The organism is Streptomyces sp. URMC 129 (genome assembly GCF_051386415.1).
Taxonomy (GTDB): domain Bacteria; phylum Actinomycetota; class Actinomycetes; order Streptomycetales; family Streptomycetaceae; genus Streptomyces.
In genome coordinates this window covers 1-26,100 of record NZ_JBPQTQ010000087.1, presented here as the reverse complement: position 1 = coordinate 26,100, position 26,100 = coordinate 1, and the positions used below count along the sequence as shown (strand labels likewise).

Genomic DNA, 26,100 nt, shown 5'->3' with positions numbered 1-26,100 from the left:
AACCTGACCGACCCGCCCGTCTCGGGTCAGGCGCGGGGCGTGACCTTCGTCAGCCCGTTGATGACCCGGTCCACGGCGTCGCCGCCGCGCGGGTCGGTCAGGTTCGCCAGCAGCTTCAGCAGGAACCGCATGGCGCCCGGGTGGTTCAGCCCCCGCTGGGTGGCCAGCCGCATGATCTTCGGCTGGCTGATCAGGTGCGCGAAGGCCCGGCCCAGCGTGTAGTAGCCGCCGTAGGTCTCCTTCAGCACCCGCGGATACCGCTGGAGGGCCTGCTCGCGCTGTGCCGGTGTCCGCCGGATCAGCGCGCCGCTGATCACGTCGGCCGCGATCCGGCCCGACTCCATGGCGTACGCGATGCCCTCGCCGTTGAACGGGTTCACCATCCCGCCCGCGTCGCCCACCAGCAGCAGGCCGCGCGCGTAGTGCGGCTGCCGGTTGAAGGCCATCGGCAGCGCGGCACCCCGTATCGGCGCGGTCATGGTGTCCGGCGTGAAGCCGTACTCGGCCGGCATGCCCGCGGTCCACGCGCGCAGCACCTCGCGCCAGTCGGGTTCCTTGCCGGGAGACGAGGCCCTGCCCGAGGAGGACGGCTTGATGGCGCCGAGCCCGACGTTGGCCGTGCCGTCGCCCATCCCGAAGATCCAGCCGTAGCCGGGCAGCAGCCGCTCCTGCCCGTCGCGCCGGTCGTGCAGCTCGAACCAGCTCTCCAGGTAGTCGTCGTCGGAGCGGGCGCTGGTGAAGTAGGTGCGGACGGCCACCGCCATGGGCCGCCGGGCGTCGCGGTGCAGGCCCATCGCCAGGGACAGCCGCGACGAGTTCCCGTCGGCGGCCACCACCAGCGGCGCGCGGAACGTCACCCGCCGCTTGTCCTCCCCGAGGTGGGCCTCGACGCCGGTGATCCGCCCGGTCCGGTCGTCGCGCACCGGCCCCGACACGTTGCACCGCTCGAAGAGCCGCGCGCCCGCCTTCTCGGCCGCCCGCGCCAGCCGCTCGTCGAAGTCGTCGCGGCGGCGGACCAGCCCGAAGTCCGGGTACGAGGCCAGGTCGGGCCAGTCGAGCAGCATCTGCCGGCCACCGCTGATGACGCGCAGCCCGCGGTTGCGCAGCCAGCCCGCCTCCTCGGAGATGTCGATCCCCATCGCGATCAGCTCCTTGACCGCGCGGGGCGTGAGCCCGTCGCCGCAGACCTTCTCCCGGGGGAAGGCCGTCTTCTCCAGCAGGAGCACGTCGAGGCCGGTGCGGGCGAGGTGGTAGGCGGTGGCGGAGCCCGCCGGCCCGGCCCCGACGACGATGACGTCGGCGGCGGTCTGATCGGCAGCGGTCGGATCGACGGCGGTCTCGGCCACGGGGGGTTCTCCCATCGGGTAAGGGTGCGGGGGGCGGGGAATCGGTCAGGAGTCTAGGGGCCGGGCGGACTTGACGGCCCGGTGGAGGGCCACGATGCCGCCCGAGAGGTTCCGCCAGGCGGGCCGGTGCCAGCCGGCCGCCGCGATCCGGGCGGCGAGCGCGGGCTGGTCGGGCCAGGCGCGGATCGACTCGGCCAGGTAGACGTACGCCTCGGGGTTGCTGGAGACGCGGGTGGCGACCGCCGGCAGCGCCCGCATCAGGTACTCGGTGTAGGCGGTGCGGAACGGCGCCCACGTCGGATGGCTGAACTCGCAGACCACCAGCCGCCCGCCGGGCGCGGTGACGCGCAGCATCTCGCGCAGCGCGGCGCCGGTGTCCGCCACGTTCCGCAGCCCGAAGGAGATGGTGACGGCGTCGAAGACCCCGTCGGCGAACGGCAGCCGCGTGGCGTCCCCGGCGGTGAACGGCATCCAGGGGGTGCGCCGCTTGCCCTCCCGCAGCATGCCGAGGCTGAAGTCGCACGGCACCGTGAACGCCCCGGCCGCGGCGAACGGCTCGGAGGAGGTGCCGGTGCCCGCCGCGAGGTCGAGCACCCGCTCCCCCGGCCGGGCGTCCACCGCCCGGGCCACCTCCTTGCGCCACCGCCGGTTCTGCCCGAGGGCGAGCACGTCGTTGGTGAGGTCGTAGCGGGCCGCGACGGCGTCGAACATCGCGGCTACGTCTCGGGGCTTCTTGTCCAGGGAGGCACGCGTCACAGGGTCATTCTCACCGATGCCCGGCTACTCCGTTCGTGGGACTTGCCCGATACGGAGGTGATCGGCGCGCGAGGGGGCCACTACGGTGCGTGGCATGACGCACCGATCCCAGCCCTCCCGTGTCCTGTGCCTCGCCGGACTGACCACCGGAGCCCTTCTCGCCTCCGCGGGCGGGGCGTCGGCGGAGATCCTGCCGGACGACCTCGGCGGCGGGACGCTGCCGGTGGTGGCCGACACGGTGAACGGGGTGACGGCGACGACGGCGGGCTCGCTGATGGCCGCCGTCGATCCGGCCCTCGATCTCCAGCTCGACCCGCTGGCCAACACCACGACCGACCCGTTGTCGAACTCGGCGGGCACCCAGGTGGCCGACTTCCCCGGCCTCAGCACCGCCATGGTCACCGGCCCGATCACGGACGGCGCCTCCGCCCGCTCGCTCCCCGGCGACGTGCTGACGCGGCTGCTCGGCGGCCTGCCGGTGTCGCTGACGCCGCCCGTCACCGGGTGACGGCGTCGTCCCAGCCGACGCCGTGCAGGCGGTTGACGTGGCTGCGGAAGAGCATGAGCACCGCCGCCGCGACCCGCGGGTCCCACCAGTCGGCGCGCACCTCCAGTGAGTCGAAGCGCTGTTCGCTGCCCGGCGAGGTGAGGTAGTCGAGCACCACCTCGCCGTCGACCCGCAGCCGGGTCCGGCGCGGTGACATCACCCCCTCGAACTGGAGGAAGGTGAGGAAGACGAGCGCCGAGCTGAACGGCAGCAGGAGCCACCACACGACCCACCACACCAGCCGCCCCTTGCGCCCCACCGCCGGCGCCGGGCGGCCGGTCTGCCACACGGACCACCGCACCCGCCGCCCCCAGCCGGCCGGCCTGCGGGTGACCACGGCCAGCCGTTCGCCGTTCGCCCCGAGCACCTCGTAGCGCGCCTGGCGGCGCCGGGCGGCGGACGTGGTCACCACCCGGGCCAGCACCTGCCGCCGGTCGGCGTCCGCCCACAGCACGAAGCGCCGCACGCCGCGCCCGCGCGCCCTGAGGTAGTCGTCCAGCGTCCCGCCCGCCAGGTCCCGTTCGGGGCGGCCGACGACGCGCCACTCACCCCGGCCGACGCGCCGCGCCCCGCGCGCCCTGACCTCGCGGGCGACGGCCCCGGGCAGTCCGAGGTCGGCATGAGGCCGCAGATCCGGCCCGCCGGGCTCGTGCAGCCAGAGAATGGTCCTCACGGTCCTCACAAGCCCCGGACCCTACCGAAACGGTCACTCCTCCCGTTCCGCCTCCCGCTCGGCGATCACGCGCTCGTACGCCTCGACCTCGTCGAGCGTCGCGGCGTCCCAGATGTCCGTGACCAGTTGGCGGGCCGCCGCTTCGTCGATGCCGTCCGCCGCCATCTCGACGAGCCGCTTGGTCCAGCTCTCGATGAGTTCACCCATACCGCCATTGCACCGCGAACCGGGCCGCTCAGCGACTTCTCGGCGGCTTTCCGGCTGCCCGCGCGGGGTGCGCAAGGATGCGGGGCACGGGTGTGCGGAGCGTGCGGCTGCGACCGCTGCCGGAGCGGCCCGGCACGGTGGAGGCGGGGCCGTGAATCGGCCGGGCGTGGCGCGGCGCGGCGGGTCGCCGCCTCCCCCGGCGTGCGGACGGTGGAGGAAGACGGCGAGGTCAGGGCGCGGGTGACGCCGGCGCGGTCTTGATCCGGGGGTGACTCCTTGGCTACCTTGACGCCTTCCGTCCCGCCCCCGTCCCGCGTGAAGCATGGGAGGACCCGCCTACGTGAAGCGCGCCATCGAGGAGGCTCGAAGACTCGCCCGGGACGGACAGGACTTCACCGAGGTGATCGCGGCACTCCGGGAGCTGGACGGGTTCCAGCTCACGCCGTTCAACCTGCTGGTGATCCTCCGGCAGGGCCTGGGCATCACCTTCCTGGAGTCGCCCGAGCTGCTGCGCTTATTCGACGTGGAGCTCCGGCCCGTGGCACCGGCCGCGGAGATCAACCGGGCGGCCAACCCGTTCCTGGTGCGGTACCGGGCGAGGGACTTCCTCATGGCGACCGAGGACCCGGGCATGCAGCGGTACTTCGGGGACATCGCGCGCTTCATGGTCGCGGAGTTCGGCATCACCTACGCGGAGGCCGTGGCGCGGGTCAACGAGGCATTCAAGGACCAGGAGTTCGGCGCGTATCCGGACATCATGTGCCACGAGCTGCCGGAGTACTGGGCGTACGGCCTCTACTACGGCACGGTCCGGTACTGGGACGAGTACGCCGACCGCTCGTCGTGGAACGCGCGGCCGGCGCCCGACAAGGACTCGGTCTGCTGGACGCTCTGAGGGGCGTGGCGTCAACATGGCGCCCACCGATTCATCCTCGGGGGATCCCTGAGCGGCGGGAACCGGACAGGTCACCCGCCCCACGGACCACTTCCGTACCCGGCGCGCCACGGTCCCGCCGCGGAAGGGCACGGTACCGACGCGCCGCCTCCCGGCCCGCCACGAAACCCCACCCAGCAGATTGTCCGAAGATCATCTGAACCTTCTTCCCGCTGCCCTCGCGCCCGCGCTCTGATACTCGCCAGCGATGTGGAGGGCAGACGCCATGGAGCAGGCCGCACCGACCACCTATACGACCGTGCGGGACGGGATCTTCCACCCGCCGCCGCACATCAGGGAGTTGCGCGCGCACGCGCCGCTCGCCCGGATGACGTTCGCCGACGGGCACCTCGGCTGGCTGGCCACCGGCTATGCCGTCTCCCGGGCCGTCCTCGCCGATCCCCGCTTCAGCGCGCGCGGCGAGCTGAAGCACCCGCCGGTGCCGCGCGTCGGGGAGCTGGAGCAGTCCCCCAGCGCGCCGCCCGGGATCTTCATCCAGCACGACAACCCCGAACACCAGCGCTACCGCCGCCTGCTCGTCGGCCAGTTCACCGTCCGCCGGATGCGGCTGCTCACCGACTGGATCGAGAAGGTGACCGAGGCCCACCTCGACGACATGGAGGAACTCGGCCCGCCCGCCGACCTCTTCGAGCACTTCGCGCTGCCGCTGCCGTCCCTGGTGATCAGCGAGATGCTGGGGGTGCCCTACGCCGACCGGGAGCGCTTCCAGCACGACACCGCCGTGTGGAGCAGCTTCAGCTCCGACCTGGAGGAGCTGGCCAAGGCGTTCGGCGGCCTGACCATGTACCTGCACGACCTGGTGGTCCGCAAGCGGTCCGCGCCGGAGGACGACATCCTCAGCGGCCTGATGGCGGCCGACCCGGAGCTCACCGACGAGGAACTGACCTCGATCGCCTACCTGCTGCTGGTCGCCGGCCACGAGACGACCGCCAACCAGCTCGCGCTGGGCGTCCTGGCGCTGCTGACCAACCCCGGCCAGCTCGCCGCCCTGCGCGCCGACCCGTCCCTGACGGACAACGCCGTGGAGGAGCTGCTGCGCTACCTCAGCATCGTCCACCACGGCCCCACCCGGGCCGCGCTGGAGGACGTCGAGGTGGACGGGCACACGATCAGGAAGGGCGAGGTCGTGATGGTCTCGCTGACCGCCGCCAACCGCGACCCCGAGCGGTTCGACGACCCCGAGCTGCTGGACATCACCCGCTCCGCCACCTCCCACCTCGGGTTCGGGCACGGCGCCCACCAGTGCCTCGGGCAGCAGCTCGCCCGCATCGAGCTGCGCGTCGGGCTGACCGCGCTGCTGCGGCGCTTCCCCGGCCTGCGCCTGGCCGTGCCGCCCGAGGAGATCAGGCTCCGGCACGACATGCAGGTGTACGGCGTCTACGAGCTGCCGGTCGCCTGGTAGGCGCGCGATGAGGATCGAGGTCGACACGGCCCGCTGCTGCGGGGCGGGCATGTGCGCGCTGACGGTTCCCGAGGTGTTCGACCAGAGCGAGGACGAGGGCACGGTCGTGCTCCTCGCGCCCCGCCCGCCGGCCGCCCTGCACGCCGCCGTCCGCCGGGCGGCGCACCTCTGCCCCTGCCGGACGATCACCGTCACCGAGGACGGCAGCGGCTGACGGCGCGCCGCCCACCGCCCCGGCGCGGGCCGGGCCTCCCGGCTCAGCTCGCGCCGACGACCTTCAGCTCCGGGTGGGCCGTGCCGCCGTCGATCGCCGTCGAGGACAGGTGCGACACCACGCGGTCGTCCACCGGGTCGTTCGCCGGGTCGTCGTGGACTACCAGGTGTTCGTAGGTGGTGGTGCGCTGGGCGGGGACCCGGTCGGCGGCGCGGATCAGGTGGAGCAGCTCCATCCGGTTCGACCGGTGCCGGGCGCCCGCCGAGGAGACCACGTTCTCCTCCAGCATCACCGAGCCCAGGTCGTCGGCGCCGTAGTGCAGCGAGAGCTGGCCGACCTCCTTGCCCGTGGTCAGCCAGGAGCCCTGGATGTGGGCGACGTTGTCGAGGAAGAGGCGGGCGATGGCGATCATCCGCAGGTACTCGAAGAGCGTCGCCTGCGTCCGGCCCTTCAGGTGGTTGTTGTGGGGCTGGTAGGTGTAGGGGATGAACGCCCGGAAGCCGCCGGTGCGGTCCTGCACGTCGCGGATCATCCGCAGGTGCTCGATCCGCTCCGCGTTGGTCTCGCCGGTCCCCATCAGCATGGTGGAGGTGGACTCCACGCCCAGCCGGTGGGCGGTCTCCATGATCTCCAGCCACCGCTCGCCCGACTCCTTCAGCGGCGCGATCGCCTGCCGCGGCCGGGCGGGCAGCAGCTCGGCGCCCGCCCCGGCGAACGAGTCCAGCCCGGCGGCGTGGATGCGGCGGATGGCCTCCTCGGCGGTGACGCCCGAGATGCGGGCCATGTGCTCGACCTCGGACGCGCCGAGGGAGTGGATCACCAGCTCGGGGAACCGCTCCTTGATCGCGGAGAAGTGCCGCTCGTAGTACTCGACACCGAAGTCCGGGTGGTGGCCGCCCTGGAACATGATCTGGGTGCCGCCCAGCGCCACGGTCTCCTCGCAGCGCCGCAGGATGTCGTCCAGATCCCTGGTCCACGCCTGCTCGCTCTTGGGCGCGGCGTAGAAGGCGCAGAACTTGCAGGCCGTCACGCAGGCGTTGGTGTAGTTGATGTTGCGCTCGATGATGTACGTGGCGATGTGCTCGGTCCCCGCGTACCGCCGGCGGCGCACCGCGTCGGCGGCCCGTCCCAGCGCGTGCAGCGGCGCGAAGCGGTACAGCTCGAGCGCCTCCTCCGGACTGATCCGGCCGCCCCCGGCGGCACGGTCGAGCACGGTCCGCAGCTCGGCGCTCTGGCCCATCGGGCATCCCTTCGACGCGGTCGCAACGACCGTCCCAGCGTACGCCAGCGCCGCGTGCGCGGTCCGGGCGCCTCAGGTGCGGCGCAGCGACCCCTCCAGATTGCCGCCGGGCTGACGGCTCAGGTACGACATCGCGCCGGAGTCGTCGAGGGTCAGGACAACTTCGAAGGGCTCCTGGATGCAGAAGCTGCCGTTGGAGGAGGCCGCCTGGTCGACCAGCCCGTCGAACGTCACCTCGTTCTCCCCGACCTCCTTCAGGGTCAGGTCGTCCACGCAGGTCGACAGGGCCAGCGCATCCGAGGAGGTCACGGTCCCGATCCGGTCGCCGACCCGGCCCTCTTCCAGGGTGATCGCGACGGGGCCACCGGGCAGGCCCAGCACCGTCAGCTCCCCCTCCCACTCACCCACGAACGCGGCGGGCAGCGCGTCGCCGTCGCCCCCGTCGTCGCTCCCGCCGTTCGTGCCGCCCGTGCCGCCCGGATCCGCCGAGCCACCGGAGCCGTCGGAGCCGTCGAGCAGGCCCGTCCCGTAGAGCGCCCCGCCGAGGAGCAGCGCGACGCCCAGCGCCACGGCCGGGACGACGAGCCTGGCCCGCCCCCGGCGCGGCGGCACGGCCCCGGTGGTGCCTCCCGGAGGGCCGGGGATCTCCGGGAGGGAGGTCTGGGTCGGAGGCCCGAAGGCCCCGAGCGGCGGGGTGGGCACCGGCGGGGCGGGCGCGGCGTACGGGGCCGCGGGCGCCTCCTCCAGGTTCAGCAGCTCGACCGCGCGGCGGCTGACGTCCTCGACCACCTGCTGCGGCAGCCAGCCGGGCCCTATCAGCCCCGCCGCGCCGCCCTCCCCCGCGCAGCCGGCGGCCACGTCCTTCAGCGCGGGCCGCGCGTCCGGGTCCTTCGCCAGGCAGGAGGCGATCAGGTCGCGCAGCTCGCCGGGCACCGCGGCGAGGTCCGGCTCCTCGTGGACGACCTGGTACAGCAGGTGGGCCGCGCTCTCGCCGCCGAACGGCGGCCGGCCCGCGGCGGCGAACGCCAGCACCGCGCCGAAGGAGAACACGTCCGCGGCCGGGCCGAGCTGGCGGCCCATCACCTGCTCGGGCGACATGTAGCCGGGCGAGCCGACCGTCGCCCCGGTGGCCGTCAGCTGGGCCGTGGCGTCGCTGGCACGGGCGATGCCGAAGTCGATCAGCCGCGGGCCCTCCAGGGCGAGGAGCACGTTGGACGGTTTGACGTCCCGGTGCACCAGCCCGCGCTCGTGGACGGCGGCCAGCGTCTCGGCCAGGCCGGCGGCCAGTGCAAGGACCGTGCGCTGGGGCAGGGCGCCGTGGGCGGTCACGGCGCGCTGCAGGTCGGGGCCCGCGACGTAGCCGGTGGCGACCCAGGGGATCCCGGCGGCCGGGTCGGCGTCGAGGACGGGCGCGGTCCACGCGCCGCCGACGAGCCGGGCGGCGGCCACCTCCCGGGCGAACCGGGCGCGGAAGCGTTCGTCGGCGGCGAAGTGGGGGTGCACGACCTTGACCGCGACCGTCCGGCCGCCCCCGCTGCGCCCCAGGTAGACCCGGCCCATGCCGCCCTGGCCGAGTCGGCGCAGGATCCGGTACGCGCCTATGGTGCGCGGGTCGCCGTCCTGGAGCGGCTCCATCGTCACGCCTCCCGTCTGTCGAGCAGTTCGATCCGGGCGGCGCCCGTCTCGGGCAGCCCGGTGCGGCGTGCGAACTCGGTGATCCCCTCCATCTGTCGGGGGCCGAGGCTGAAGTCGAGGGTGGTGAAATACCGTTCGAGCACGCCGGCGTCGAAATCCTCCCAGCGCGCGGCCTGTTCGGCCACCTTCTGCACCTCGGCCAGGGACAGGTCGCGGGACGCCAGGAAGGCGCGGTGCACCTCGCGCACCATCGCCGGCTCGCGGCGCAGGTAGTCCCGGCGGACGGCCCAGACGGCGAAGACGAACGGCAGCCCGGTCCACTCGTGCCACATCCGCCCCAGGTCGTGGACGTCGAGGCCGAGCCGCGGGGCGTCGTGCAGGGAGGCGCGCAGGGCGGCGTCGCCGATGAGGACGGCCGCCTCGGCCTCCTGCATCATCAGGCCGAGGTCGGGCGGGCAGGTGTAGTAGGCGGGCCGGACGCCCCAGCGCTCGTCGAGCAGCAGCCGGGCCAGCCGCACGGAGGTGCGGGACGTGGAGCCGAGGGCGACACGCGCCCCGTCCAGGCGCTCCAGCGGGGTCTGCGCCACGATGACGCACGACATGACCGGGCCGTCGCAGCCGACGGCGATGTCGGGAAGGGCCACGAGTTCATCGGTATGGCGGAGGAATTCCACCAGGGAGACCGGACCCATATCGAGCTGGCCGTTCACCAGGAGTTCGCCCAGCTTTTCCGGGGTGTCCTTCGTCAGCTCCAGATCCAGCAGGCTCCCCGTCCGGGCGAGACCCCAGTACAGGGGAAGGCAGTTCAGGAACTGGATGTGGCCGACACGAGGACGGATCCGGGGGTGTGTAGTCACCCTTGGGAGGGTACGCCTCAGGTCGTGCGAGCCGACGGTCAGGGACAGGTCCATCCCACGGGTGATCTCTGCCCTTCCGGCCGTGCACGCCGCGTGCTAGGATCGAGGAGAGTTGCAGTTTGGTTTCCCTTGCAGTACGAGCCTGCGGAGCATGTGACCGCGGGCTTTCGTCGTTTTCAGGCTTCAATGAAGGTTCTGGAGCAGGGCGACCCTTTTAGGCCCAGGGAGGGCTTATACATGGCTACCGGAACCGTCAAGTGGTTCAACGCCGAGAAGGGCTTTGGCTTCATCGCCCAGGATGGCGGCGGCCCTGATGTCTTCGTCCACTATTCCGCGATCAACGCCAATGGTTTCCGCTCTCTCGAGGAGAGCCAGACCGTGACGTTCGACGTTACCCAGGGCCCGAAGGGTCCGCAGGCGGAGAACGTCACCGTCGTCTGAGGCCAGGCCCCACGGGGCCGCCGGTCTCGGCGTTGTACCACTAAGGAGCCCCCGCTGCCGCGGGGGCTCCTGCCTTTTCGTGGTCCTTTTCGGCGCGCCCTTCCCCGCCCCTTCTTTCCATACCGCTGTCCCGGTGCCGCGGCCCCCTCGTCAGCGCTCGACCACTCCCTTGCGGTAGAGCTGATTGACCTCGGTCGCGTAGTCCCGCAGCACGGCGGCCCGGCGCAGCTTCATCGACGGCGTGAGGTGGCCGGAGTCCATCGTGAAATCGCGGGGCAGCACCTTGAAGCGGCGGATCGACTCGGGGGTGGAGACGAAGCTGTTCGCATCGTCTATGGCCCGCTGGAGGTGGCGCAGCAGCTCGGGGTCGGTGATGAGCTTGCTCATCGGGACCCGCTTGCGGCCGGTGATCTGCTGCCAGTGGGCGAGGCCGTCGGAGTCCAGGGTGATCAGGGCGGTGAGGTAGGGGCGGTCGTCGCCGACCACCATGCACTGGCTGACCAGCGGGTGGGCGCGCAGCGCGTCCTCCAGCGGGGCGGGGGCGACGTTCTTGCCGTTGGAGGTGACGATCAGGTCCTTCTTGCGGCCGGTGATCGTCAGGTAGCCGTCCTGGTCCATGGAGCCGATGTCCCCGGTCGCGAGCCAGCCGTCGGGGTCGGTCGCGGGAACGACCTCGCGGCGCTCGGAGTCCCAGTACCCGCTGAAGACCTGCGGGCCGCGCACCAGCACCTCGCCGTCGGCGGCGATCCGGACGTCGGTGCCGGGCATGGGCCAGCCGACGGTGCCGATCCGGGGGGCGTGCGGCGGGGTGACGGTGACCGCCGCGGTGGTCTCGGTGAGGCCGTAGCCCTCGTAGACGTGGATGCCGGCGCCCTCGAAGAACGTGCCGAGCTGCCTGCCCAGCGGCGAGCCGCCGCAGACGACGTGCCGGAGCTTGCCGCCGAGGGCGGCCCTGATCCGGCGGTAGACCAGGACGTCGTACAGGGCGCGGGCCAGCCGCAGGCCGATGCCGGGGCCCTTGACGGCGCTGAGCGGGGCCTCGGCGGCGACGCCGTTGCGACGGGCGACGCGCACGGCCAGCGGGCTGAGGGCGGGGCCGTTGACGGTGCTGTGCTGGGCGGCCTCGGCGGCGACGCCGAACCGGCGGGCAACGCGGGCGGCGCGGTCGAACGAGGCGACCCGGCCCATCTTCTCGGCGGTGGCCCGGCCGGTGTTGTAGACCTTCTCCAGCAGGTAGGGGATGGCGAAGAGGAACGTCGGCTGGAATCCGGCGAAGTCGGCCAGCAGCTCGTCGGTCTGCACGCTGGGCGCGTGGCCCAGGCGGACCCGGGCCCGGATACAGCCGATGGCGAGGGTGCGGCCGAGCACGTGGGCGAGGGGCAGGAACAGCAGCGTGGAGGCGGGCTCGTCCACGGCGAACTTGTACAGCGGGTAGAGCAGCTCGATGCCGTTGTCCACCTCGGCGAACATGTTGCCGTGGGTGATCACGCAGCCCTTGGGGACGCCGGTGGTGCCCGACGTGTAGATGATGGTGGCGGCCAGCCAGGGCGCGAGCAGGGCGCGGCGCTCCTCGACGGCGGAGTCCGGGATGTCGTGGCCGACGGCGGAGATCTGGCCGATGGCGCTGGTCTCGGTGCCGGAGATGGCGGTGATCTGCCACAGGTGATCCAGGTCCGGCAGCTCGTGCCGAAGCGAGGTGAGCATCCGGGCCTCCTCGACCCCCTCGACGGCACAGGCCCGCACGCCCGCGTCGCGCAGGATGTAGCTGACCTGGTGGGGGGAGGAGGTGGGGTATATGGGCACCGAGATCAGGCCGGCGGCCCAGGCGGCGAAGTCCAGGAGCGTCCACTCGTACCGGGTGCGGGACATGATGGCGATGCGGTCGCCCGGGCGCAGCCCGTGGGCTATGAGCCCCTTGGCGACATCCATCACCTCCGCGGCGAACTCGGCGCAGGTCACGTCGCGCCACGTGCCGTCGCGGTACTTGCGGCTGAGGGCGATCTCGTCGGGCGCCTCCTGAGCGTTCACGAACGGGATGTCGGCGAGGCTGCCCTCCTCGACCGTCGGCGCCAGCGGCGGCATGGAAGCCCCCGTGACGACTCCCCTCTCCATGCGCAGGTCCGGATAGAGAAGCGAAGGAGCGAGGGGTGGGCTCTTGACGTGCGTAGCGGACATGTAAACCGTCCTCCCCGGTGCGACCCTGGACTGGGTGGATCCCATGATTCTGCCCAGTTCAGAGCGGATCGACCGGTACTTTCACGGGAACTGCCACTCAGGATCTTGTACTGATCGCACGGAAAGCAGAAACGTACACGGAGAACAACGGCCTTATCACTCTCTGACACATTATCCGGGGTTCTTCGTCGCGCGGTGGCAACGAAGGTCCGCCATCCTTTCCGGCCCCGCCGCGACCGGCCCGGCGGGTGGAGCGACCGGTCTGTCCCGGTCCGGCCGCGGCGCGCCGGGCGCCGGTCAGGCGGCGGCCTTCACCTCGGGGGCCGGCCCGGGGACGGAGCCGGCCGCGTCACCGATCCCGGAGCTCGTCGCGCGCGCGTACGCCGCGCGGTCCAGGATCTTCTCCCGGGCCGCGACGACCACCGGCACCACCGCCTGGCCGGCGACGTTGGTGGCGGTCCTGACCATGTCCAGGATCGGGTCGATCGCCAGCAGCAGGCCGACGCCCTCCAGGGGCAGGCCGAGCGTGGAGAGGGTGAGCGTCGTCATCACCGTGGCGCCGGTGAGACCGGCGGTGGCGGCCGAGCCGATCACCGAGACGAACGCGATCAGCAGGTAGTCCCGCGGGCCCAGGCCGACGCCGAAGACCTCGGCCACGAAGACGGCCGCGAGCGCCGGATAGACCGCGGCGCAGCCGTCCATCTTGGTGGTGGCGCCGAACGGCACGGCGAACGAGCCGTACTCCCGGGGCACGCCGAGCCGTTCGGTGGCCTTCTGGGTCACCGGCAGGGTGCCGACGGAGGAGCGGGAGACGAACGCGAGCTGGAGGGCGGGCCAGGCGGCGCGGAAGAAGCGCAGCGGGTCGAGGCCGGCGGCGAAGCGCAGCAGCAGCGGGTAGACGCCGAAGAGGACGAGCGCGCAGCCGAGGTAGACGTCCGCCGTGAAGGTGGCGTAGTCCCCGAGCAGGTCCCAGCCGTACGCGTCGACCGAGCGGCCGATCAGCCCCACGGTGCCCAGCGGCGCGAGCCGGATGACCCACCACAGGGCCTGCTGGAGCAGCGCCAGCGCGCTCTCGCCGAAGGCGATCAGGGGGGTGGCGCGCCCGCCGAGCCGGAGCGCGGCGACGCCGGTGACGGCGGCGAGGAAGACGATCTGGAGCACGTTCGGCTCGGTGAACGGCGTGATCACGTCGGTGGGGACGATCCCGGTGAGGAAGTCCAGCCAGGAGCCCCGGTCCTCGGGCAGCGCGCCATCGGCCGGGGTGAGGCCGCTGCCCGCGCCGGGGTCGGTCAGCAGCCCGAGGGTCAGGCCGATGGCGACCGCGATCAGCGAGGTGACCAGGAACCACAGAAGGGTGCGGCCGGCCAGCCGGGCGGCGTCGGAGACGTCGCGGAGGGTGGTGATCGAGACGGCGATGGCGAGGAAGACGAGGGGGCCGACGGCCAGCTTGAGGAGCTGGACGAAGGTCTGGCCGATTTCCTGAAGCGTCCGGCCGAGCCAGTCGGCGTCCGTCGCGCGGGCGATCCAGCCCAGCAGCACGCCCAGCGCGAGGCCGATCAGGATCTGCGCCCAGAACGGCGGCAGCGCGGCCCGCGGACGGAAGCGGGCGGAAGCACGGGAAGAAGAAGGGGAGGGCGAGGGAGAGGACACGGGCACACTCCGGTCGGAAGTGAGACGGCCAGAACAGGGCCGAAAAGGGGTGAAAGGGGCGCGCGAGGGCGCGCGAAAGGTCGCGGACGTCCCGGGGGTGGGGGAGGTCAGCGACAGGCCGCGGTCGGACGGCGGCAGAGATCGATGTGCAGGCGCGCCACGAGCGGAACGCCCGGGTGACAGGTGCGCGCGGCTGCGGTGTTCATGACCAGCACGGTAGCAAGCGCCCGTGCCCCGCGGGGGCCCGTCACTCGGTGACTTCGTCCTCCATGCCGCGGTTGGCGTTCAGCCGCTGGCGGGCGCGGGCGATGTCCGGGGCGATCTCCCGCGACATGGCGTCACGCTGGGCGCGCAGCGCCACCAGGCTGATCGGCGCGGAGACGACGATGGCGAGCAGCATCAGCCACAGCGGGTTGGCCTTGCCGATGGACTCGGGGACGACGCCGGCGTAGGCCAGCACGGCGAGAACCGCGTAGCAGGCGGCGAAGATCGCCAGCCGCAGGCCGGTGTACCGGAGCGTCGCGCGCCGGGTGGAGTTGCTCACGGTGGGGTCCCTCCCTTTCGAGCCTGTCCAGTGAAACACAGCGGGCGCGGCGGTCAGCCGAGAGGCAGCCACAGGGTGACGTCGTCGCGGTAGTCGTCGTCCGCGACCTTGATGGCGCCCGGCACCCGGCCCACCTCGCGGTAGCCGCAGGCGGCGTAGAACCGCTCCAGGCCGAGGCCGCCCCGGCAGGTCAGGCGTATGCCGGAGATCTCCGGGTCGATGCTCCGCGCGGCGGTCGCCGCCGCCGCCATCAGCTCCCGGCCGGCGCCCCTGCCCTGCCGGTCGGGGTGGATCATCACGGTCCGCAGCCACACCCAGTGCCGCATCAGCGGGAAGGTGTTGAGCGCGAAGAACGCCGTCCCGACCGGCCGGCCGTCCCCGGTCACGGCGACCAGCAGCCGGGTGGTGCCCTGGGCCATGCCGACCAGGTGCTCGCGCAGCGCCGGGCGCACGTCGTCCGGTGTCACGGTCGGCAGGAAGCCCACCGCGCCGCCCGCGTTGACGACGTCGGCCCACAGCTCGGCCAGCCCGTCCCGCAGCGCCCGGCCGACCGGCGGGTCCAGCACGTACCGCGGCCGTACGCCGCGGCGCGCGTCCACCGTGGTCACGCCCGCACCCACGTCCGTGGTCACGTCCGTGCTCACCCGCTCACACCCGCATCGGCTGCGGCGCCTCACGCCGGTCCGGGTCGGGGCCGTCGTACTCGCGGACCACCTCGTAGCGGGTGTTGCGCTCGACCGGGCGGAACCCGGCGTCGCGGATCAGCTCCAGCAGGTCCTCGCGGGTGAGCTTGTCGGGGGTGCCGAAGTTGTCCGCGTCGTGGGTGATCTTGTACTCCACGACCGAGCCGTCCATGTCGTCCGCGCCGTGCTGGAGGGCGAGTTGCGCGGTCTGCACACCGTGCATCACCCAGAAGACCTTGACGTGCGGCACGTTGTCGAAGAGGAGGCGCGAGACGGCGAACGTCTTCAGCGCCTCGGCGCCCGTCGCCATTGTGGTCCGCTCCTGGAGCCGGTTGCGGACCTTGCCGTCCTTCACGTCCACGAAGTCGTGCTGGTAGCGCAGCGGGATGAAGACCTGGAAGCCGCCGGTCTCGTCCTGGAGCTCGCGCAGCCGCAGCACGTGGTCCACGCGGTGGCGCGGCTCCTCGATGTGCCCGTACAGCATCGTGGAGGGCGTCTTCAGGCCCTTCTCGTGCGCCAGCCGGTGGATGCGCGACCAGTCCTCCCAGTGGGTCCGGTGGTCGACGATGTGCTGCCTGACCTCCCAGTCGAAGATCTCGGCGCCGCCGCCGGTCAGCGACTCCAGCCCGGCGTCGATCAGTTCGTCGAGGATCTCGGAGGCGGGCAGACCGGAGATGGTCTCGAAGTGGTGGATCTCGGTCGCCGTGAACGCCTTCAGCGACACCGACTCCGGCAGCGCCTCCTTCAGCGCGCGCAGCGAGCGCGGGTAGTAGCGCCAGGGCAGCGTCGGGTGCAGGCCGTTGACGATGTGCAGCTCGGTGAGCCCGTCGCCCTCCATCGCCCTGGCCAGCCGCACCGCCTCCTCGATGCGCATGGTGTACGCGTCCTTCTCGCCCGGCTTCCGCTGGAACGAGCAGTACGCGCACGAGGCGGTGCACACGTTGGTCATGTTGAGATGGCGGTTGACGTTGAAGTACACGACGTCGCCGTTCTTGCGCGCGCGCACCTCGTGGGCGAGGCCGCCGAGCCAGGCCAGGTCGTCCGACTCGTACAGGGCGATGCCGTCCTCGCGGGTCAGCCGCTCACCGGCCCGGACCTTCTCCTCCAGCTCGCGCTTGCGCCCTGCGTCCATTCGTCGCGCCTCCTCCTCGTCGCCGCTCCACCGAGACTACGCCCGCCCGCGGTCGGGCAAGTCCCCGACCCGGTTCTCCCACTTGGTCGACAGCACGATGGTGGTCCTGGTGCGCGAGACGCCCTTGGTGCCCGACAGCCGCCGGATCGTGCGCTCCAGGCCGTCCACGTCGCTGGCCCTGACCTTCAGCATGTACGAGTCGTCCCCGGCGATGAACCAGCAGTCCTCGATCTCCGGCAGCTCGCGCAGCCGCCCGGCGACCTCCTCGTGGTCCACGGCGTCGGAGAGCTGGATGCCGATCAGCGCGGTCACCCCGAGCCCCAGCGAACGGGCGTCCACCGTCGCCCGGTACCCCGTGATGACCCCGGCCGCCTCCAGCCGGTTGATGCGGTCGGTGACGCTGGGCCCCGAGAGACCGACGAGGCGGCCCAACTCGGCGTACGAAGCCCGGCCGTTCTCGCGCAGCGCCTGGATGAGCTGCCTGTCCACCGCGTCCATCGTCGCAGCGCCTTCCTGGTACTCGTCCCCTGGTCGATCGACAACACAGAAGAATCTAAGGCATTCGGCCCCGGCGGCCTACGAGTGCCCGGCTGAACGGCCGCCGGCGCCCAGCTCGCCCGCCCAGCGGCGGTAGAGCGCGTGCGGCACACCGACCGCGTCCAGGGCGCGGCCCGCGACGAAGTCGACCAGGTCCTGGACGTGCGTCGCCCCGGCGTAGAACGCGGGCGCCGCGGGCAGGACGACCGCGCCCGCGTCGTCGAGGGTCACCAGGTGCCGCAGCGTCCGCCCGTCCAGCGGCGTCTCCCGGACGGCGACGACCAGCGGCCGGCGCTCCTTCAGCGTCACGCTCGCCGCGCGCTGGAGCAGGTCCTTGGACAGGCCGAGCGCGAGCCCCGCGACGGCCGCCGTGGAGGCCGGGACGACGAGCATGCCGCGGGCCGGATAGGAGCCGGAGGAGGGCCCGGCGGCGAGGTCGCCCGCCGCCCAGTACCGCACGGCGTCGGCGATCAGCCCGGGGTCGACGCCGAACGTCCCCGGCTTGCCGTCCGCGCCGGCCGCCAGCCAGCGGCCCAGGTCCTCCGCCCAGTGCGCGTCGCGGAACGGGATCCCCGTCTCGTCCAGCAGCGTCAGCCGGGCGGCGCGGCTGACGACCAGGTCCACCGCCTCACCGGCCGCAAGCAGCGCCCGGAGCACGGCCGCCGCGTACGGCGTCCCCGACGCCCCCGACACCCCGACGATCCACGGCCGGCGCCGCTGTCTGACGTACATACCGGTCAGGCTAACGGGCGGTCCGTTGCTAACGACCCGCTTACCGGACGGTGACGCCTCGGCCACATACGGCGCCCCCGGCCGAGTGGCGCGAGCGGCCCGGTGGAAACTTGATCGTGCGGCACCCGTGCCGCGCCACCGCCCACGGACAGGAGACCCGACATCGCCACCCGCCCGACGCGCCGCCCCGCCGGCCGCGCGTTCCTGACCCGGCTGGCCGCCCTGTGCGGCGCGGCGCTTCTCGTCACGGCGACGGGAGCCTGCCAGATGGTGCAGAACGCCAGGGCCGGACTGCGGGTCTCGGACGCGGTTGACGAGCTCCTGTCATGGGAGGCGCTGACGGCCGTCGCGACCGTGGACGCCACCCAGGAGGAGGTCTACGACTACCTGCTGCGGGCGGGCGCGGACAGCGGCCGGGAGCCGTCGATGGACGCGGCGCGGCTGCTGGCCGACCTGGAGCTGACCGTCTCGGTGGGCGACCCCGAGCACGAGACGCGGATGAAGGACATCGGCCCGGACGACCCGCTGAACAGCGCGATGACGGTGAACTTCGGCGGCCGGGACATCGCCGGCGTCAAGCTGCTCGACGGCCGCGCGTACGCCCGCGTCGGCGGCCAGGCCATCGTGGAGGACGTGTACGGCGGCGACGAGGCGGCCGTCGCCCGCGCCGGGCGCTTCGCGGAGGACGCCGCCCACCTCCCCGACGCGCTGGCCGGCCCGGCGCTGGCGCTGCGCGGCGACTGGGTGGAGGTCGAGCCGTTCGCGTACGACGCGTACGCCGAGACGCTCGTGGAGCACGGCGGCGTCGACCCGGAGATCGCCCGGGCCGTGGCCGGCGTGCTGACGGACGGCGGCGCGATGCTGGACCCGGCCGCGCAGTGGGACTTCGCCGGTGGCCTGGAGGACACGCTGCGGTCGGGCGCCGCGCTGCGCGGCACCGGCGAGGCGCACGGCGCGGACACGGTCGACGTCCACCTCCCGGCCCGGGACGCCTACCGGGCGCTGGAGCCGGTGCTGACGCTCCTGACGGAGCAGTGCGAACGCTTCGGCGTCCCGCCCGTGGTGACGGAGCCGTCCGGCACCGCGGACGACGTGACGGCGGAGCTGGCCATCCGCAACGGCGTGCTGACGAACGTCACGTTCGACCTCGGCCAGTTCGGCCCGGAGGGCGCGGGCTCGCTGCCGCTGAACCTGTTCCTGGCGGGCGGCGCGGCCCTGAACCTCGACCCGCCGGAGACGAGCACGGGCCCGCTGACCCCGGAGGACCTGACGGTGGCCCTGCTCTACCTCGCGGAACGGAACGAGGACCGCGCCGAGACCGGGTCCCGCGCCGACGTCCCGGGCCCCATGCAGCCGTAGGGCCCGTCCCGCGGCCTACGCTCGCCGCATGGACATCGTCAATCCGGCCCTCAGCGACTACCTGCTGGCCCACTGCACCCCCGCCGACGACGTGCTGCGCGATCTCGCCGCCGAGACGCGGCGGGCGCTGCCCGCGCACGTGCCCATGCAGATCACCCAGGACGAGGGCGCGTTGCTCACCCTCCTGGTCCGCCTGACCGGCGCCCGGCGGGCGATCGAGGTCGGCACGTTCACCGGGTACTCCTCCATCTGCATCGCCCGCGGCCTGGCCGCCGGCGGCCGGCTGCTGGCCTGTGACGTCAGCGACGCCTGGACGTCCGTCGCCCGCCGCTACTGGGAGCGGGCGGGCGTCGCCGACCGCATCGACCTGCGGATCGCGCCCGCCGCCGAGACCCTGCGGGCGCTGCCGCGCGAGGAGACCGCCGACTTCGCCTTCGTCGACGCCGACAAGACCGGCTACCCCGTCTACTACGAGGAGCTGGTCACCCGGCTGCGCCCCGGCGGCCTGATGGTGCTGGACAACACGCTCCGCGGAGGCCGCGTCGTCGACCCGGACGCCCGGGACGCGGCCGACCTGGCGATCCGTGAGACGAACGACACCATCGCCGCCGACCGGCGCGTGGAGTCCGTGCTGCTGCCGCTGCGCGACGGCGTCACCCTCGTCCGGAAGCTCTGAGCCCGTCCTACCCTGGGACGTATGCCCGAACTGCCGGAAGTCGAGGCACTGCGCGATTTCCTCACCGGCCACCTCGTCGGCCGGGAGGTGGCCCGCGCGCTGCCGGTCGCGTTCCACGTGCTGAAGACCTACGAGCCCCCGCTGACCGCCCTGGAGGGCAGGACGGTCACGGCGGTGGCCCGGCACGGCAAGTTCCTCGACATCGCCCACGGGGACCTGCGCCTGGTCGTCCACCTCGCCCGGGCCGGCTGGCTGCGCTGGCAGGACAGCCTGCCCGCCGCGCCGCCGCGTCCGGGCAAGGGGCCGCTCGCGCTGCGCGTCGCCCTCGCCGACGGCGCCGGCTTCGACCTCACCGAGGCCGGCACGCAGAAGCGCCTGGCCGTCTACTGCGTGCGGGATCCGGCCGAGGTGCCCGGCGTCGCCCGCCTCGGCCCCGACCCGCTGGACCCCGGCTTCACGGCGGACGCGTTCGCCGCCCTGCTGCGCGGCGAGAACCGCCAGATCAAGGGCGTGCTGCGGGACCAGAGCCTGCTGGCCGGCATCGGCAACGCCTACTCGGACGAGATCCTGCACGCCGCCCGCATGTCGCCGTTCCGGATCGCGGCCCGCCTGACGGACGAGGAGGCCGCCGCCCTGTACGCGGTGATGACCGGCACCCTGCGCGCGGCCGTGGACCGCTCGCGGGGCCTGGCGGCCGGGCGGCTGAAGGCGGAGAAGAAGAGCGGGCTGCGCGTGCACGGCCGCGCGGGCGAGCCCTGCCCGGTCTGCGGCGACACGATCCGCGAGGTGTCGTTCCGCGACTCGGCGCTCCAGTACTGCCCGACGTGCCAGACCGGCGGCAAGCCGCTGGCCGACCGGCGCCTGTCCCGCCTGCTGAAGTGACCGCCGGCCCGGACTGCGTCCGGGACCGGCTCCGCCTCACGTCGGGTCGGCCTCGACGGCGACGCCGTGCGCCTGGGCGATCTCCGCGAGCCCGCCCGCGTACGGCCGGCTGACCGCCGAGAACCACCAGCCGTCGTCCTCCCGCACCAGCTCCCCGACGGTCAGCCCGGTCGCGTGCGCCGGGCCGCTGGGGAAGCCGTAGCACAGCAGCTCCATGTCGTTGCCCGGGTCGATCAGCCGGGCGTGCAGCAGCCCGATCCCCGCCAGGTTCTGCCCGCGCGCCTCCGCGTCGTGGATGGAGAGCACGAAGATGATCCGCTCGGCGCGCGCCCCGAGCCGCGGCAGCTCCACGCGGAACAGCGCCTCCGGGTCGTCGCCGCCCAGCCGCATCCCGATGCCGGGCGGCTCCGGATTGTTGTAGAAGACGAAGTGGTCGTCGGAGAGCACCTGCCCGGCCGCGTCCACGATCAGCGCGCTGGCGTCGGCGTCCATGCCGTCCGGCGCCCGCCAGTCGAGACCGATGGTGAACGACGCCGCGCCCGGCAGCACGTCCGCCAGCCGCATCCGCTGCCCGGTGGCCAGCGGCAGCCGCCCGCCGCCGGGCCGCGGGCAGCTCGCCAGCAGCACCGCGCGCGGGTCGCGCCGCGCGTCCACGCGGGTCGGCTCGTACGCCGACGCCACGGCCGCCACCACGGGGGCGGCGGGCGCGTGCGCGGCGAGCACCGAGAGGTCGCGCAGCCGCTCCGCGACCTCGGCGGCGCTGCCGGGCCGCTCCTCGGGCCGCTTGGACAGCATCGACAGGATCAGCTCGTCCCACCCCGGCGGCAGCCCGGGCCGCAGCGCGCTGGGCGCGGCCGGCGCGCTCTCCATCTGCTGCCGCAGCAGCTGGTAGAGGGACGCGCCGTGGAACGGCGGGCGGCCGGCGATCAGCGCGTACAGCACGCAGCCGGTGGAGTACAGGTCGCTGCGGGTGCCGACCGGGCGGCCCTCGATCTGCTCCGGCGACATGTACGCCGGGGTGCCCACCACGACGCCGGTCGAGGTCAGCCGCGCGTGGTCGCTGGACTCCGCGAGGACGGCGGCGATGCCGAAGTCCAGGACGCGGGCGAGACCGTCCGGTCCGACCATCACATTGGCGGGCTTGAGGTCCCGGTGGACGACGCCCGAGTCGTGCGCCACGGCCAGCGCCCGGCACATGTGCTCGCCCCAGCGCGCGACCTCCCCGAGCGCGGGCAGCTCCGCGGTCAGGAGCTGGTCGAGGGAGCGCCCGCGCAGCCGTTCCATGACGAGGTACAGCACGGAGTGCCCATCGCCGTCGAACCGGGCCTCACCGACGTCGTGCACGGTGACGATGAAGGGGCTGGACAGGCCGGCCAGCAGCTTGGCCTCGCGCTCGAACCGCTCCCGCGCCCGGGGGTCCCGGCCCACGGTGACGGTGCTCACCAGCTTGACGGCGACCTGCCGTTCGAGCCGCAGGTCCAGCGCCTCCCAGACGGTGCCGCTGCCCCCGGCGCCCAACTGCCGGCCGAGCCGGTACCGGCCGTCGAGAACCCGGTCCTGCATTCCCACGCACCCCCAGACGTCGCCCCGCGGTACCGCTACTTTAAGCGGCCCCGAGGCCCCCCGACGGGGGGTCCGCCGACACGGGCCGGGCCGCGCCGGTCGAACGCCGCTCGATTGTCAGTGCCCCTGGCTACGCTGAGCCCCTGTTGGACCAGCCCCGCGCACGACCGTCCCGAACCAGCCCGTCAGAGCCTTCAGCCAGGACAGCCAGGAGCCACGCGATGAGCACATCCGCCTCCACCACCAGCGCGTCAGCGACCACCGCCCCGGCCGCGCCCCTCACCGAGCGGGACCTGGAGCAGCACCGCAAAGAACTCACCGGGTATTGCTACCGGATGCTCGGCTCGGCCTTCGAGGCGGAGGACGCCGTGCAGGAGACCATGGTCCGCGCCTGGCGCGGCATCGACCGCTTCGAGGGCCGCTCGTCCCTCCGCTCCTGGCTGTACCGGATCGCGACCAACGTCTGTCTGACGATGCTCAGCGGCAGCAGCCGCCGCGCCCGCCCCATGGACCTCAGCTCCCCCACGCCGACCGCGTCGGCCGTGCTCGGCCCGCCCCTGCCGGAGACGGCGTGGATCGAGCCGATGCCCGACAGCCGGATGCTGCCCGACCCGGCGGAGAAGGCCGAGCAGCGCGACTCGGTCCGCCTGGCGCTCGTCGCCGCCCTCCAGCACCTGGCGCCCCGGCAGCGGGCCGTGCTGATCCTGCGCGAGGTGCTGAGCTGGAGGGCGAGCGAGGTCGCGGAGCTGCTGGACACCACGGTCGCCTCGGTGAACAGCGCGCTGCAGCGGGCCCGCGCCACCCTGGCCGCGACCGGCGTCACCGAGTCGGACCCCTCGCAGCCCCTGACCGACGAGCACAAGGCGCTGCTGAGCCGCTATCTCGACGCCTTCGAGCGCTATGACATGGACGCCCTCACCGCCCTGCTGGCCGAGGACGCCACGCTGTCGATGCCGCCCTACGACCTGTGGATGCGCGGGACGGACGACATACGGGCCTGGATGCTGGGCCAGGGCATCGGCTGCGCCGGGTCCCGCCTGATCCCGACCTGGGCGAACGGCGCGCCCGCCTTCGGCCAGTACCGGGCGGCTCCCGACGGCGGCCACGTGCCGTGGGCGCTCCAGGTGATAGAGGTCTCAGACGGCCGCATCACCGGGATCAACGCCTTCCTGGACACCGAGCGGCTCTTCCCGCTCTTCGGGCTGCCCGCCCACCTCCCCGAGGCCGAGCCAGCCGAGGAGACCCTGTAACCCGCCGCCCACGTGCAGGAACCGGACCTGGCAGCCGAGCCGCTTCGCGGTCAGCCGCATCCGGGCCAGGGCCTCGATCGTGACCGCGTTGGACGCCCCCGCGCCGGGGGGCGCCGCCAGCGCGGCCACGTCCACGGTCAGCACGGCCGCGCCGCTCCGGCGCGCGTGCGCGGCCAGCCGCTCGCACATCCCCGGCACGTCGTCGCGGGTCACCGGACCACGCACGACGAACACCTCACCACCGCCCACCACTGCCTCCTTGCCCTCGGTAAGGAGACCGCCCCACCGGGGAGAACTCATCGGGGCAGCGGCTTGACCCAGCGTGCCCAGTCCCGCTGCCGCCCGTAGCCCAGCGCCGCCCAGACCCGGCGCGCCCGCTCGTTGTCCTCCAGCACCATGGCGTCGACGCGCCGCCCGCCCACCGCGGCGAACCGCAGCTCGGCCGCCTCGACCAGCGCGGTCGCCACGCCCCGCCGCCGCCAGGCCGGCGCGACCGCCAGCCGGTAGAGGTGGCACCGCCACCCGTCGAACCCGGCGATCACCGTGCCCACCAGTTCCCCGTCCCGCTCGGCCAGCAGCAGCGCCTCGGGGTCCCGCTCGATCAGCCGCGTCACGCCCTGCGAGTCGTCGCTGACGCTGACGCCCCGCGCGGCCTCCTTCCAGAACGCGAGCACCCGCTCCACCTCGGCGGCCGTCGCGGGCCGTACCCGTATCTCTGCCATGCCGCCCACCCCACCACGCGGCCCCGGGCGGCGGCCACGCGGTTTCAGCCCCAGCCGCCCAGCGTGAACCAGACCGTCTTGCCCCGGCCCGGGACGTGGTGGCAGACGCCCCACTCGGTGGCGCAGGCCGACAGCAGCATCAGCCCCCGCCCGTGCTCGGACTCCGGGTCCGGCATGCCGCACGGCACCCGCGGGTCGCCCGGGGCGTCGTCGTGGACCAGCACACGGACCGCGCCGCCCGGCGTCCACTCCGCGTACAGCTCCACCGGCGACGACGACAGGCAGCCCAGCGCCGCCACCACCGCGTTCGTCACGATCTCCGACGTCAGCAGCGCCGCCGTCTCCACGACCCCGGACCCGGCCGGGACCACCGGCGCCAGCGCCGTGCGCACCGCGTCCCGGGCGCTGCGTACCCAGCGCGGCTCGGGAGGAAAGGTGAGTGTGAAGTCGGTGACGCACTTACCGGACGCAGCGGCGGTGGACAGCGAGCACATGCGGACCTTCCTCCCACGACCGGAACGGCTCCCCGAAGGTAGAGTGCGCGGTCACATCCCTACAACCCTCCGCGACCCATCAGCTTCCATGAGTGACAAACCCCCATACCGCCCACCCGAACCGCCGACTCTGTGAAGGAAATCGACGCATGGGACTGCGCTCGAAGCCGACCCAACGACAGCGACGCCTCGGCCACGAGCTGCGCAAGCTGCGCGAAGCGGCCGGCATGGGAGCGGCGGAGGCGTGTGAACGGGCCGGCCTGAACAAACCGCACCTGAGCCATATCGAGGCGGGCCGCACCGCCTGTCCCGAGCCGCGGCTGCGCGCCCTGCTGGACGCCTACGGTTGCAGCGATACCACCCTCATCCGCGCCCTGGTCGAGCTGACCAACGCCACCGGCAAGGGCTGGTGGTCGGCGCACCGGGACGTCGCGGACGACCGGGGCCGCGACCTCGCGGAGCTGGAGTCCACCACGACCGCGTACCGCGTCTTCGACTGGCTGCACGTCCCCGGGCTGCTCCAGACCCCCGCCTACATGCGGTCGCTGTTCACCCACGAGGACCCCGGCGCCACGGCCGGGGACCTCGACGCCCGCACCGGCTTCCGGCTGCGCAGGCAGCGCGTCCTGACCGAGGAGCCCGCCCCCGCGTTCCGGGCCGTGATCCACGAGGCCGCGTTCCACATGGGGTTCGTGGACCGCGTCACGATGCTGGAGCAGCTGGACCACCTGGTGGAGCTGGCACGGTTGCCGCACGTCAGCATCCGGCTCCTGCCGTTCCGGTGCGCCGCATACCCGGGCACATCCGGCACCCCCTTCACGATTCACGACGCGTCCGCACCCCAACTGTCCACGGTCTACGTCGAGCAGCCGAACACCCCGCTGTTCCTCTTCGCCCCCTGGCACGTCGAGCACTTCGCGGCGGACTTCGCGCGGATCAGCGGTATTTCCCTCGACCCCCTGGATCCCGGCGCGGCGGACGAGAAGAGTTCCCTGGGACTGATCCAGCATCTGCGCTACGTCCTGTAGGAGGTGCCCCGTGACCGACGGTGCCTGGCAGAAGTCCAGCCTCAGCACCGGCGACCCGAACCAGAACTGCCTCGAGGTCGCCCCCACCCCCGACGGCCGCCACATCCGCCTCCGGGAGAGCACCGCCCCCGCCACCATCCTGACCACCACCCCGGCCCGCTGGGCCGCGCTGCTGCGCCATCTCAAGGCGAAGGATGCATAGAGCGGACGTGATTTCAACCGCGCCCGCACAGGGGCCGAACGTCAGTGGAGGGCGCTAACGTCGTGTGAGGAGGTAATAGACTCGCTGCTGTTGAGGGGGCGCGATGATGAGTTACGACGACGAGTACGACGACACGCGCGCCCGCGGCATCCCCGCGCAGACCCGCACCCGGCTCCCCGACCAGCCCGAGCCCCCCTC

General features: G+C 73.1%; 29 protein-coding genes. 11 read left to right on the top strand and 18 right to left on the bottom strand.

The genetic code is table 11. The annotated features are described in order from the left end of the window. Positions 1-26: 26 nt before the first annotated feature. Together ACSNOC_RS18460 and ACSNOC_RS18455 are read right to left on the bottom strand one after the other, a co-directional pair. Complete coding sequence (locus ACSNOC_RS18460) at positions 27-1,361, bottom strand: geranylgeranyl reductase family protein (RefSeq protein WP_436748581.1); 1,335 nt, start codon at positions 1,359-1,361, stop codon at positions 27-29. Between the two features lie 30 nt (positions 1,362-1,391). Further along, complete coding sequence (locus ACSNOC_RS18455; protein WP_436748580.1) at positions 1,392-2,102, bottom strand: demethylmenaquinone methyltransferase; 711 nt, start codon at positions 2,100-2,102, stop codon at positions 1,392-1,394. A gap of 94 nt (positions 2,103-2,196) precedes the next feature. On the opposite strand from ACSNOC_RS18455, the gene ACSNOC_RS18450 reads away from it, so the two are divergent. Further along, complete coding sequence (locus ACSNOC_RS18450) at positions 2,197-2,610, top strand: hypothetical protein (RefSeq protein ID WP_436748579.1); 414 nt, start codon at positions 2,197-2,199, stop codon at positions 2,608-2,610. Here ACSNOC_RS18450 and ACSNOC_RS18445 read toward each other — a convergent pair. After that, positions 2,600-3,322: a hypothetical protein gene (locus ACSNOC_RS18445; protein ID WP_436748578.1), complete on the bottom strand. Its 723-nt coding sequence runs from the start codon at positions 3,320-3,322 to the stop codon at positions 2,600-2,602. The two genes, ACSNOC_RS18450 and ACSNOC_RS18445, sit on opposite strands and share 11 nt — an antisense overlap. 33 nt (positions 3,323-3,355) lie before the next feature. Next, positions 3,356-3,529 (bottom strand): hypothetical protein, encoded by a 174-nt coding sequence (locus ACSNOC_RS18440; protein ID WP_436748577.1) that lies wholly within the window; start codon positions 3,527-3,529, stop codon positions 3,356-3,358. A 340-nt stretch (positions 3,530-3,869) separates the two neighbouring features. Here ACSNOC_RS18440 and ACSNOC_RS18435 point away from each other — a divergent pair, with 340 nt between their 5' ends. The 3 genes from ACSNOC_RS18435 (at position 3,870) to ACSNOC_RS18425 (ending at position 6,100) form a co-directional block, all read left to right on the top strand. Next, a complete protein-coding gene (locus tag ACSNOC_RS18435) occupies positions 3,870-4,424 on the top strand; it encodes a hypothetical protein (RefSeq protein ID WP_436748576.1) in 555 nt (184 codons plus the stop codon). Between the two features lie 247 nt (positions 4,425-4,671). Continuing rightward, positions 4,672-5,886, top strand: coding sequence for a cytochrome P450 (locus ACSNOC_RS18430; protein ID WP_436748575.1), 1,215 nt, complete (start codon positions 4,672-4,674; stop codon positions 5,884-5,886). A gap of 7 nt (positions 5,887-5,893) precedes the next feature. After that, positions 5,894-6,100: a ferredoxin gene (locus ACSNOC_RS18425; protein WP_436748574.1), complete on the top strand. Its 207-nt coding sequence runs from the start codon at positions 5,894-5,896 to the stop codon at positions 6,098-6,100. Between the two features lie 43 nt (positions 6,101-6,143). On the opposite strand, the gene mqnC is transcribed toward ACSNOC_RS18425, so the two are convergent. The 3 genes from mqnC to ACSNOC_RS18410 all read right to left on the bottom strand — a co-directional run bounded on the left by mqnC (position 6,144) and on the right by ACSNOC_RS18410 (position 9,832). Next, positions 6,144-7,340 (bottom strand): cyclic dehypoxanthinyl futalosine synthase, encoded by a 1,197-nt coding sequence (gene mqnC / locus ACSNOC_RS18420; protein WP_436748573.1) that lies wholly within the window; start codon positions 7,338-7,340, stop codon positions 6,144-6,146. 72 nt (positions 7,341-7,412) lie between these two features. Beyond that, on the bottom strand, positions 7,413-8,975 hold the full coding sequence (locus tag ACSNOC_RS18415; RefSeq protein WP_436748583.1) for a serine/threonine-protein kinase: 1,563 nt from the start codon (positions 8,973-8,975) through the stop codon (positions 7,413-7,415). Positions 8,976-8,977: 2 nt separating this feature from the next. Then, positions 8,978-9,832 (bottom strand): menaquinone biosynthetic enzyme MqnA/MqnD family protein, encoded by an 855-nt coding sequence (locus ACSNOC_RS18410; RefSeq protein WP_436748572.1) that lies wholly within the window; start codon positions 9,830-9,832, stop codon positions 8,978-8,980. Positions 9,833-10,069: 237 nt separating this feature from the next. On the opposite strand from ACSNOC_RS18410, the gene ACSNOC_RS18405 reads away from it, so the two are divergent. Beyond that, the gene (locus ACSNOC_RS18405; protein ID WP_059013601.1) at positions 10,070-10,273 is read left to right on the top strand and encodes a cold-shock protein; all 204 of its coding nucleotides are present in this window, start codon (positions 10,070-10,072) and stop codon (positions 10,271-10,273) included. Positions 10,274-10,423: 150 nt separating this feature from the next. On the opposite strand, the gene ACSNOC_RS18400 is transcribed toward ACSNOC_RS18405, so the two are convergent. The 7 genes from ACSNOC_RS18400 to ACSNOC_RS18370 form a co-directional block, all read right to left on the bottom strand. Next, positions 10,424-12,448: an AMP-dependent synthetase/ligase gene (locus ACSNOC_RS18400; protein WP_436748571.1), complete on the bottom strand. Its 2,025-nt coding sequence runs from the start codon at positions 12,446-12,448 to the stop codon at positions 10,424-10,426. A 297-nt stretch (positions 12,449-12,745) separates the two neighbouring features. After that, complete coding sequence (locus tag ACSNOC_RS18395) at positions 12,746-14,098, bottom strand: dicarboxylate/amino acid:cation symporter (RefSeq protein ID WP_436748570.1); 1,353 nt, start codon at positions 14,096-14,098, stop codon at positions 12,746-12,748. A gap of 247 nt (positions 14,099-14,345) precedes the next feature. After that, positions 14,346-14,642 carry a DUF4229 domain-containing protein gene (locus ACSNOC_RS18390; protein ID WP_436748569.1) on the bottom strand — a complete coding sequence of 99 codons (297 nt, stop codon included), beginning with the start codon at positions 14,640-14,642 and terminating at the stop codon, positions 14,346-14,348. A gap of 53 nt (positions 14,643-14,695) precedes the next feature. Continuing rightward, a complete protein-coding gene (locus ACSNOC_RS18385) occupies positions 14,696-15,241 on the bottom strand; it encodes an N-acetyltransferase family protein (protein ID WP_436748582.1) in 546 nt (181 codons plus the stop codon). A gap of 49 nt (positions 15,242-15,290) precedes the next feature. Then, positions 15,291-16,457 carry an aminofutalosine synthase MqnE gene (gene mqnE, locus ACSNOC_RS18380; protein ID WP_436748568.1) on the bottom strand — a complete coding sequence of 389 codons (1,167 nt, stop codon included), beginning with the start codon at positions 16,455-16,457 and terminating at the stop codon, positions 15,291-15,293. 36 nt (positions 16,458-16,493) lie between these two features. Next, on the bottom strand, positions 16,494-16,955 hold the full coding sequence (locus ACSNOC_RS18375; RefSeq protein WP_436748567.1) for an Lrp/AsnC family transcriptional regulator: 462 nt from the start codon (positions 16,953-16,955) through the stop codon (positions 16,494-16,496). Between the two features lie 78 nt (positions 16,956-17,033). Beyond that, entirely contained in the window at positions 17,034-17,726 is a 693-nt protein-coding gene (locus ACSNOC_RS18370; RefSeq protein ID WP_436748566.1) for a UbiX family flavin prenyltransferase, read from the bottom strand. Positions 17,727-17,993: 267 nt separating this feature from the next. On the opposite strand from ACSNOC_RS18370, the gene ACSNOC_RS18365 reads away from it, so the two are divergent. The 3 genes from ACSNOC_RS18365 to ACSNOC_RS18355 are packed head-to-tail and all read left to right on the top strand — an operon-like array spanning position 17,994 to position 20,643. Continuing rightward, a complete protein-coding gene (locus ACSNOC_RS18365; protein WP_436748565.1) occupies positions 17,994-19,085 on the top strand; it encodes a hypothetical protein in 1,092 nt (363 codons plus the stop codon). A gap of 28 nt (positions 19,086-19,113) precedes the next feature. Beyond that, positions 19,114-19,761 (top strand): O-methyltransferase, encoded by a 648-nt coding sequence (locus ACSNOC_RS18360; RefSeq protein WP_436748564.1) that lies wholly within the window; start codon positions 19,114-19,116, stop codon positions 19,759-19,761. Positions 19,762-19,782: 21 nt separating this feature from the next. Beyond that, positions 19,783-20,643 (top strand): Fpg/Nei family DNA glycosylase, encoded by an 861-nt coding sequence (locus ACSNOC_RS18355; RefSeq protein WP_436748563.1) that lies wholly within the window; start codon positions 19,783-19,785, stop codon positions 20,641-20,643. 36 nt (positions 20,644-20,679) lie between these two features. Here ACSNOC_RS18355 and ACSNOC_RS18350 read toward each other — a convergent pair whose 3' ends face one another. Then, positions 20,680-22,206, bottom strand: a complete 1,527-nt coding sequence (locus ACSNOC_RS18350) for a protein kinase domain-containing protein (protein WP_436748562.1) — start codon at positions 22,204-22,206, stop codon at positions 20,680-20,682. Positions 22,207-22,427: 221 nt separating this feature from the next. Between ACSNOC_RS18350 and ACSNOC_RS18345 the strand changes: the two genes are divergently transcribed. After that, on the top strand, positions 22,428-23,456 hold the full coding sequence (locus tag ACSNOC_RS18345; protein WP_436748561.1) for a sigma-70 family RNA polymerase sigma factor: 1,029 nt from the start codon (positions 22,428-22,430) through the stop codon (positions 23,454-23,456). Here ACSNOC_RS18345 and ACSNOC_RS18340 read toward each other — a convergent pair. Genes ACSNOC_RS18340 through ACSNOC_RS18330 form a run of 3 tightly spaced genes read right to left on the bottom strand, consistent with a single transcriptional unit; the run spans position 23,343 to position 24,672 of the window. Next, positions 23,343-23,705 (bottom strand): STAS domain-containing protein, encoded by a 363-nt coding sequence (locus ACSNOC_RS18340; RefSeq protein ID WP_436748560.1) that lies wholly within the window; start codon positions 23,703-23,705, stop codon positions 23,343-23,345. The two genes, ACSNOC_RS18345 and ACSNOC_RS18340, sit on opposite strands and share 114 nt — an antisense overlap. Before the next feature lie 47 nt (positions 23,706-23,752). Continuing rightward, positions 23,753-24,178, bottom strand: a complete 426-nt coding sequence (locus ACSNOC_RS18335; RefSeq protein WP_436748559.1) for a GNAT family N-acetyltransferase — start codon at positions 24,176-24,178, stop codon at positions 23,753-23,755. Positions 24,179-24,222: 44 nt separating this feature from the next. After that, on the bottom strand, positions 24,223-24,672 hold the full coding sequence (locus ACSNOC_RS18330) for an ATP-binding protein (RefSeq protein ID WP_436748558.1): 450 nt from the start codon (positions 24,670-24,672) through the stop codon (positions 24,223-24,225). A 149-nt stretch (positions 24,673-24,821) separates the two neighbouring features. Between ACSNOC_RS18330 and ACSNOC_RS18325 the strand changes: the two genes are divergently transcribed. Both ACSNOC_RS18325 and ACSNOC_RS18320 read left to right on the top strand, forming a co-directional pair. Further along, on the top strand, positions 24,822-25,700 hold the full coding sequence (locus ACSNOC_RS18325) for a helix-turn-helix domain-containing protein (RefSeq protein WP_436748557.1): 879 nt from the start codon (positions 24,822-24,824) through the stop codon (positions 25,698-25,700). A gap of 10 nt (positions 25,701-25,710) precedes the next feature. Further along, positions 25,711-25,902, top strand: coding sequence for a DUF397 domain-containing protein (locus tag ACSNOC_RS18320; protein ID WP_436748556.1), 192 nt, complete (start codon positions 25,711-25,713; stop codon positions 25,900-25,902). Positions 25,903-26,100 lie beyond the last annotated feature (198 nt).

Bases quoted from the DNA above. Each gene is read 5' to 3' on its own strand.
- ACSNOC_RS18460 (WP_436748581.1), bottom strand. From the start codon at position 1,361: ATGGGAGAACCCCCCGTGGCCGAGACCGCCGTCGATCCGACCGCTGCC.
- ACSNOC_RS18450 (WP_436748579.1), top strand. From the start codon at position 2,197: ATGACGCACCGATCCCAGCCCTCCCGTGTCCTGTGCCTCGCCGGACTG.
- ACSNOC_RS18440 (WP_436748577.1), bottom strand. From the start codon at position 3,529: ATGGGTGAACTCATCGAGAGCTGGACCAAGCGGCTCGTCGAGATGGCG.
- ACSNOC_RS18430 (WP_436748575.1), top strand. From the start codon at position 4,672: ATGTGGAGGGCAGACGCCATGGAGCAGGCCGCACCGACCACCTATACG.
- ACSNOC_RS18425 (WP_436748574.1), top strand. From the start codon at position 5,894: ATGAGGATCGAGGTCGACACGGCCCGCTGCTGCGGGGCGGGCATGTGC.
- mqnC (WP_436748573.1), bottom strand. From the start codon at position 7,340: ATGGGCCAGAGCGCCGAGCTGCGGACCGTGCTCGACCGTGCCGCCGGG.
- ACSNOC_RS18415 (WP_436748583.1), bottom strand. From the start codon at position 8,975: ATGGAGCCGCTCCAGGACGGCGACCCGCGCACCATAGGCGCGTACCGG.
- ACSNOC_RS18405 (WP_059013601.1), top strand. From the start codon at position 10,070: ATGGCTACCGGAACCGTCAAGTGGTTCAACGCCGAGAAGGGCTTTGGC.
- ACSNOC_RS18400 (WP_436748571.1), bottom strand. From the start codon at position 12,448: ATGTCCGCTACGCACGTCAAGAGCCCACCCCTCGCTCCTTCGCTTCTC.
- mqnE (WP_436748568.1), bottom strand. From the start codon at position 16,457: ATGGACGCAGGGCGCAAGCGCGAGCTGGAGGAGAAGGTCCGGGCCGGT.
- ACSNOC_RS18375 (WP_436748567.1), bottom strand. From the start codon at position 16,955: ATGGACGCGGTGGACAGGCAGCTCATCCAGGCGCTGCGCGAGAACGGC.
- ACSNOC_RS18370 (WP_436748566.1), bottom strand. From the start codon at position 17,726: ATGTACGTCAGACAGCGGCGCCGGCCGTGGATCGTCGGGGTGTCGGGG.
- ACSNOC_RS18365 (WP_436748565.1), top strand. From the start codon at position 17,994: ATGGTGCAGAACGCCAGGGCCGGACTGCGGGTCTCGGACGCGGTTGAC.
- ACSNOC_RS18360 (WP_436748564.1), top strand. From the start codon at position 19,114: ATGGACATCGTCAATCCGGCCCTCAGCGACTACCTGCTGGCCCACTGC.
- ACSNOC_RS18355 (WP_436748563.1), top strand. From the start codon at position 19,783: ATGCCCGAACTGCCGGAAGTCGAGGCACTGCGCGATTTCCTCACCGGC.
- ACSNOC_RS18350 (WP_436748562.1), bottom strand. From the start codon at position 22,206: ATGCAGGACCGGGTTCTCGACGGCCGGTACCGGCTCGGCCGGCAGTTG.
- ACSNOC_RS18345 (WP_436748561.1), top strand. From the start codon at position 22,428: ATGAGCACATCCGCCTCCACCACCAGCGCGTCAGCGACCACCGCCCCG.
- ACSNOC_RS18335 (WP_436748559.1), bottom strand. From the start codon at position 24,178: ATGGCAGAGATACGGGTACGGCCCGCGACGGCCGCCGAGGTGGAGCGG.
- ACSNOC_RS18330 (WP_436748558.1), bottom strand. From the start codon at position 24,672: ATGTGCTCGCTGTCCACCGCCGCTGCGTCCGGTAAGTGCGTCACCGAC.
- ACSNOC_RS18325 (WP_436748557.1), top strand. From the start codon at position 24,822: ATGGGACTGCGCTCGAAGCCGACCCAACGACAGCGACGCCTCGGCCAC.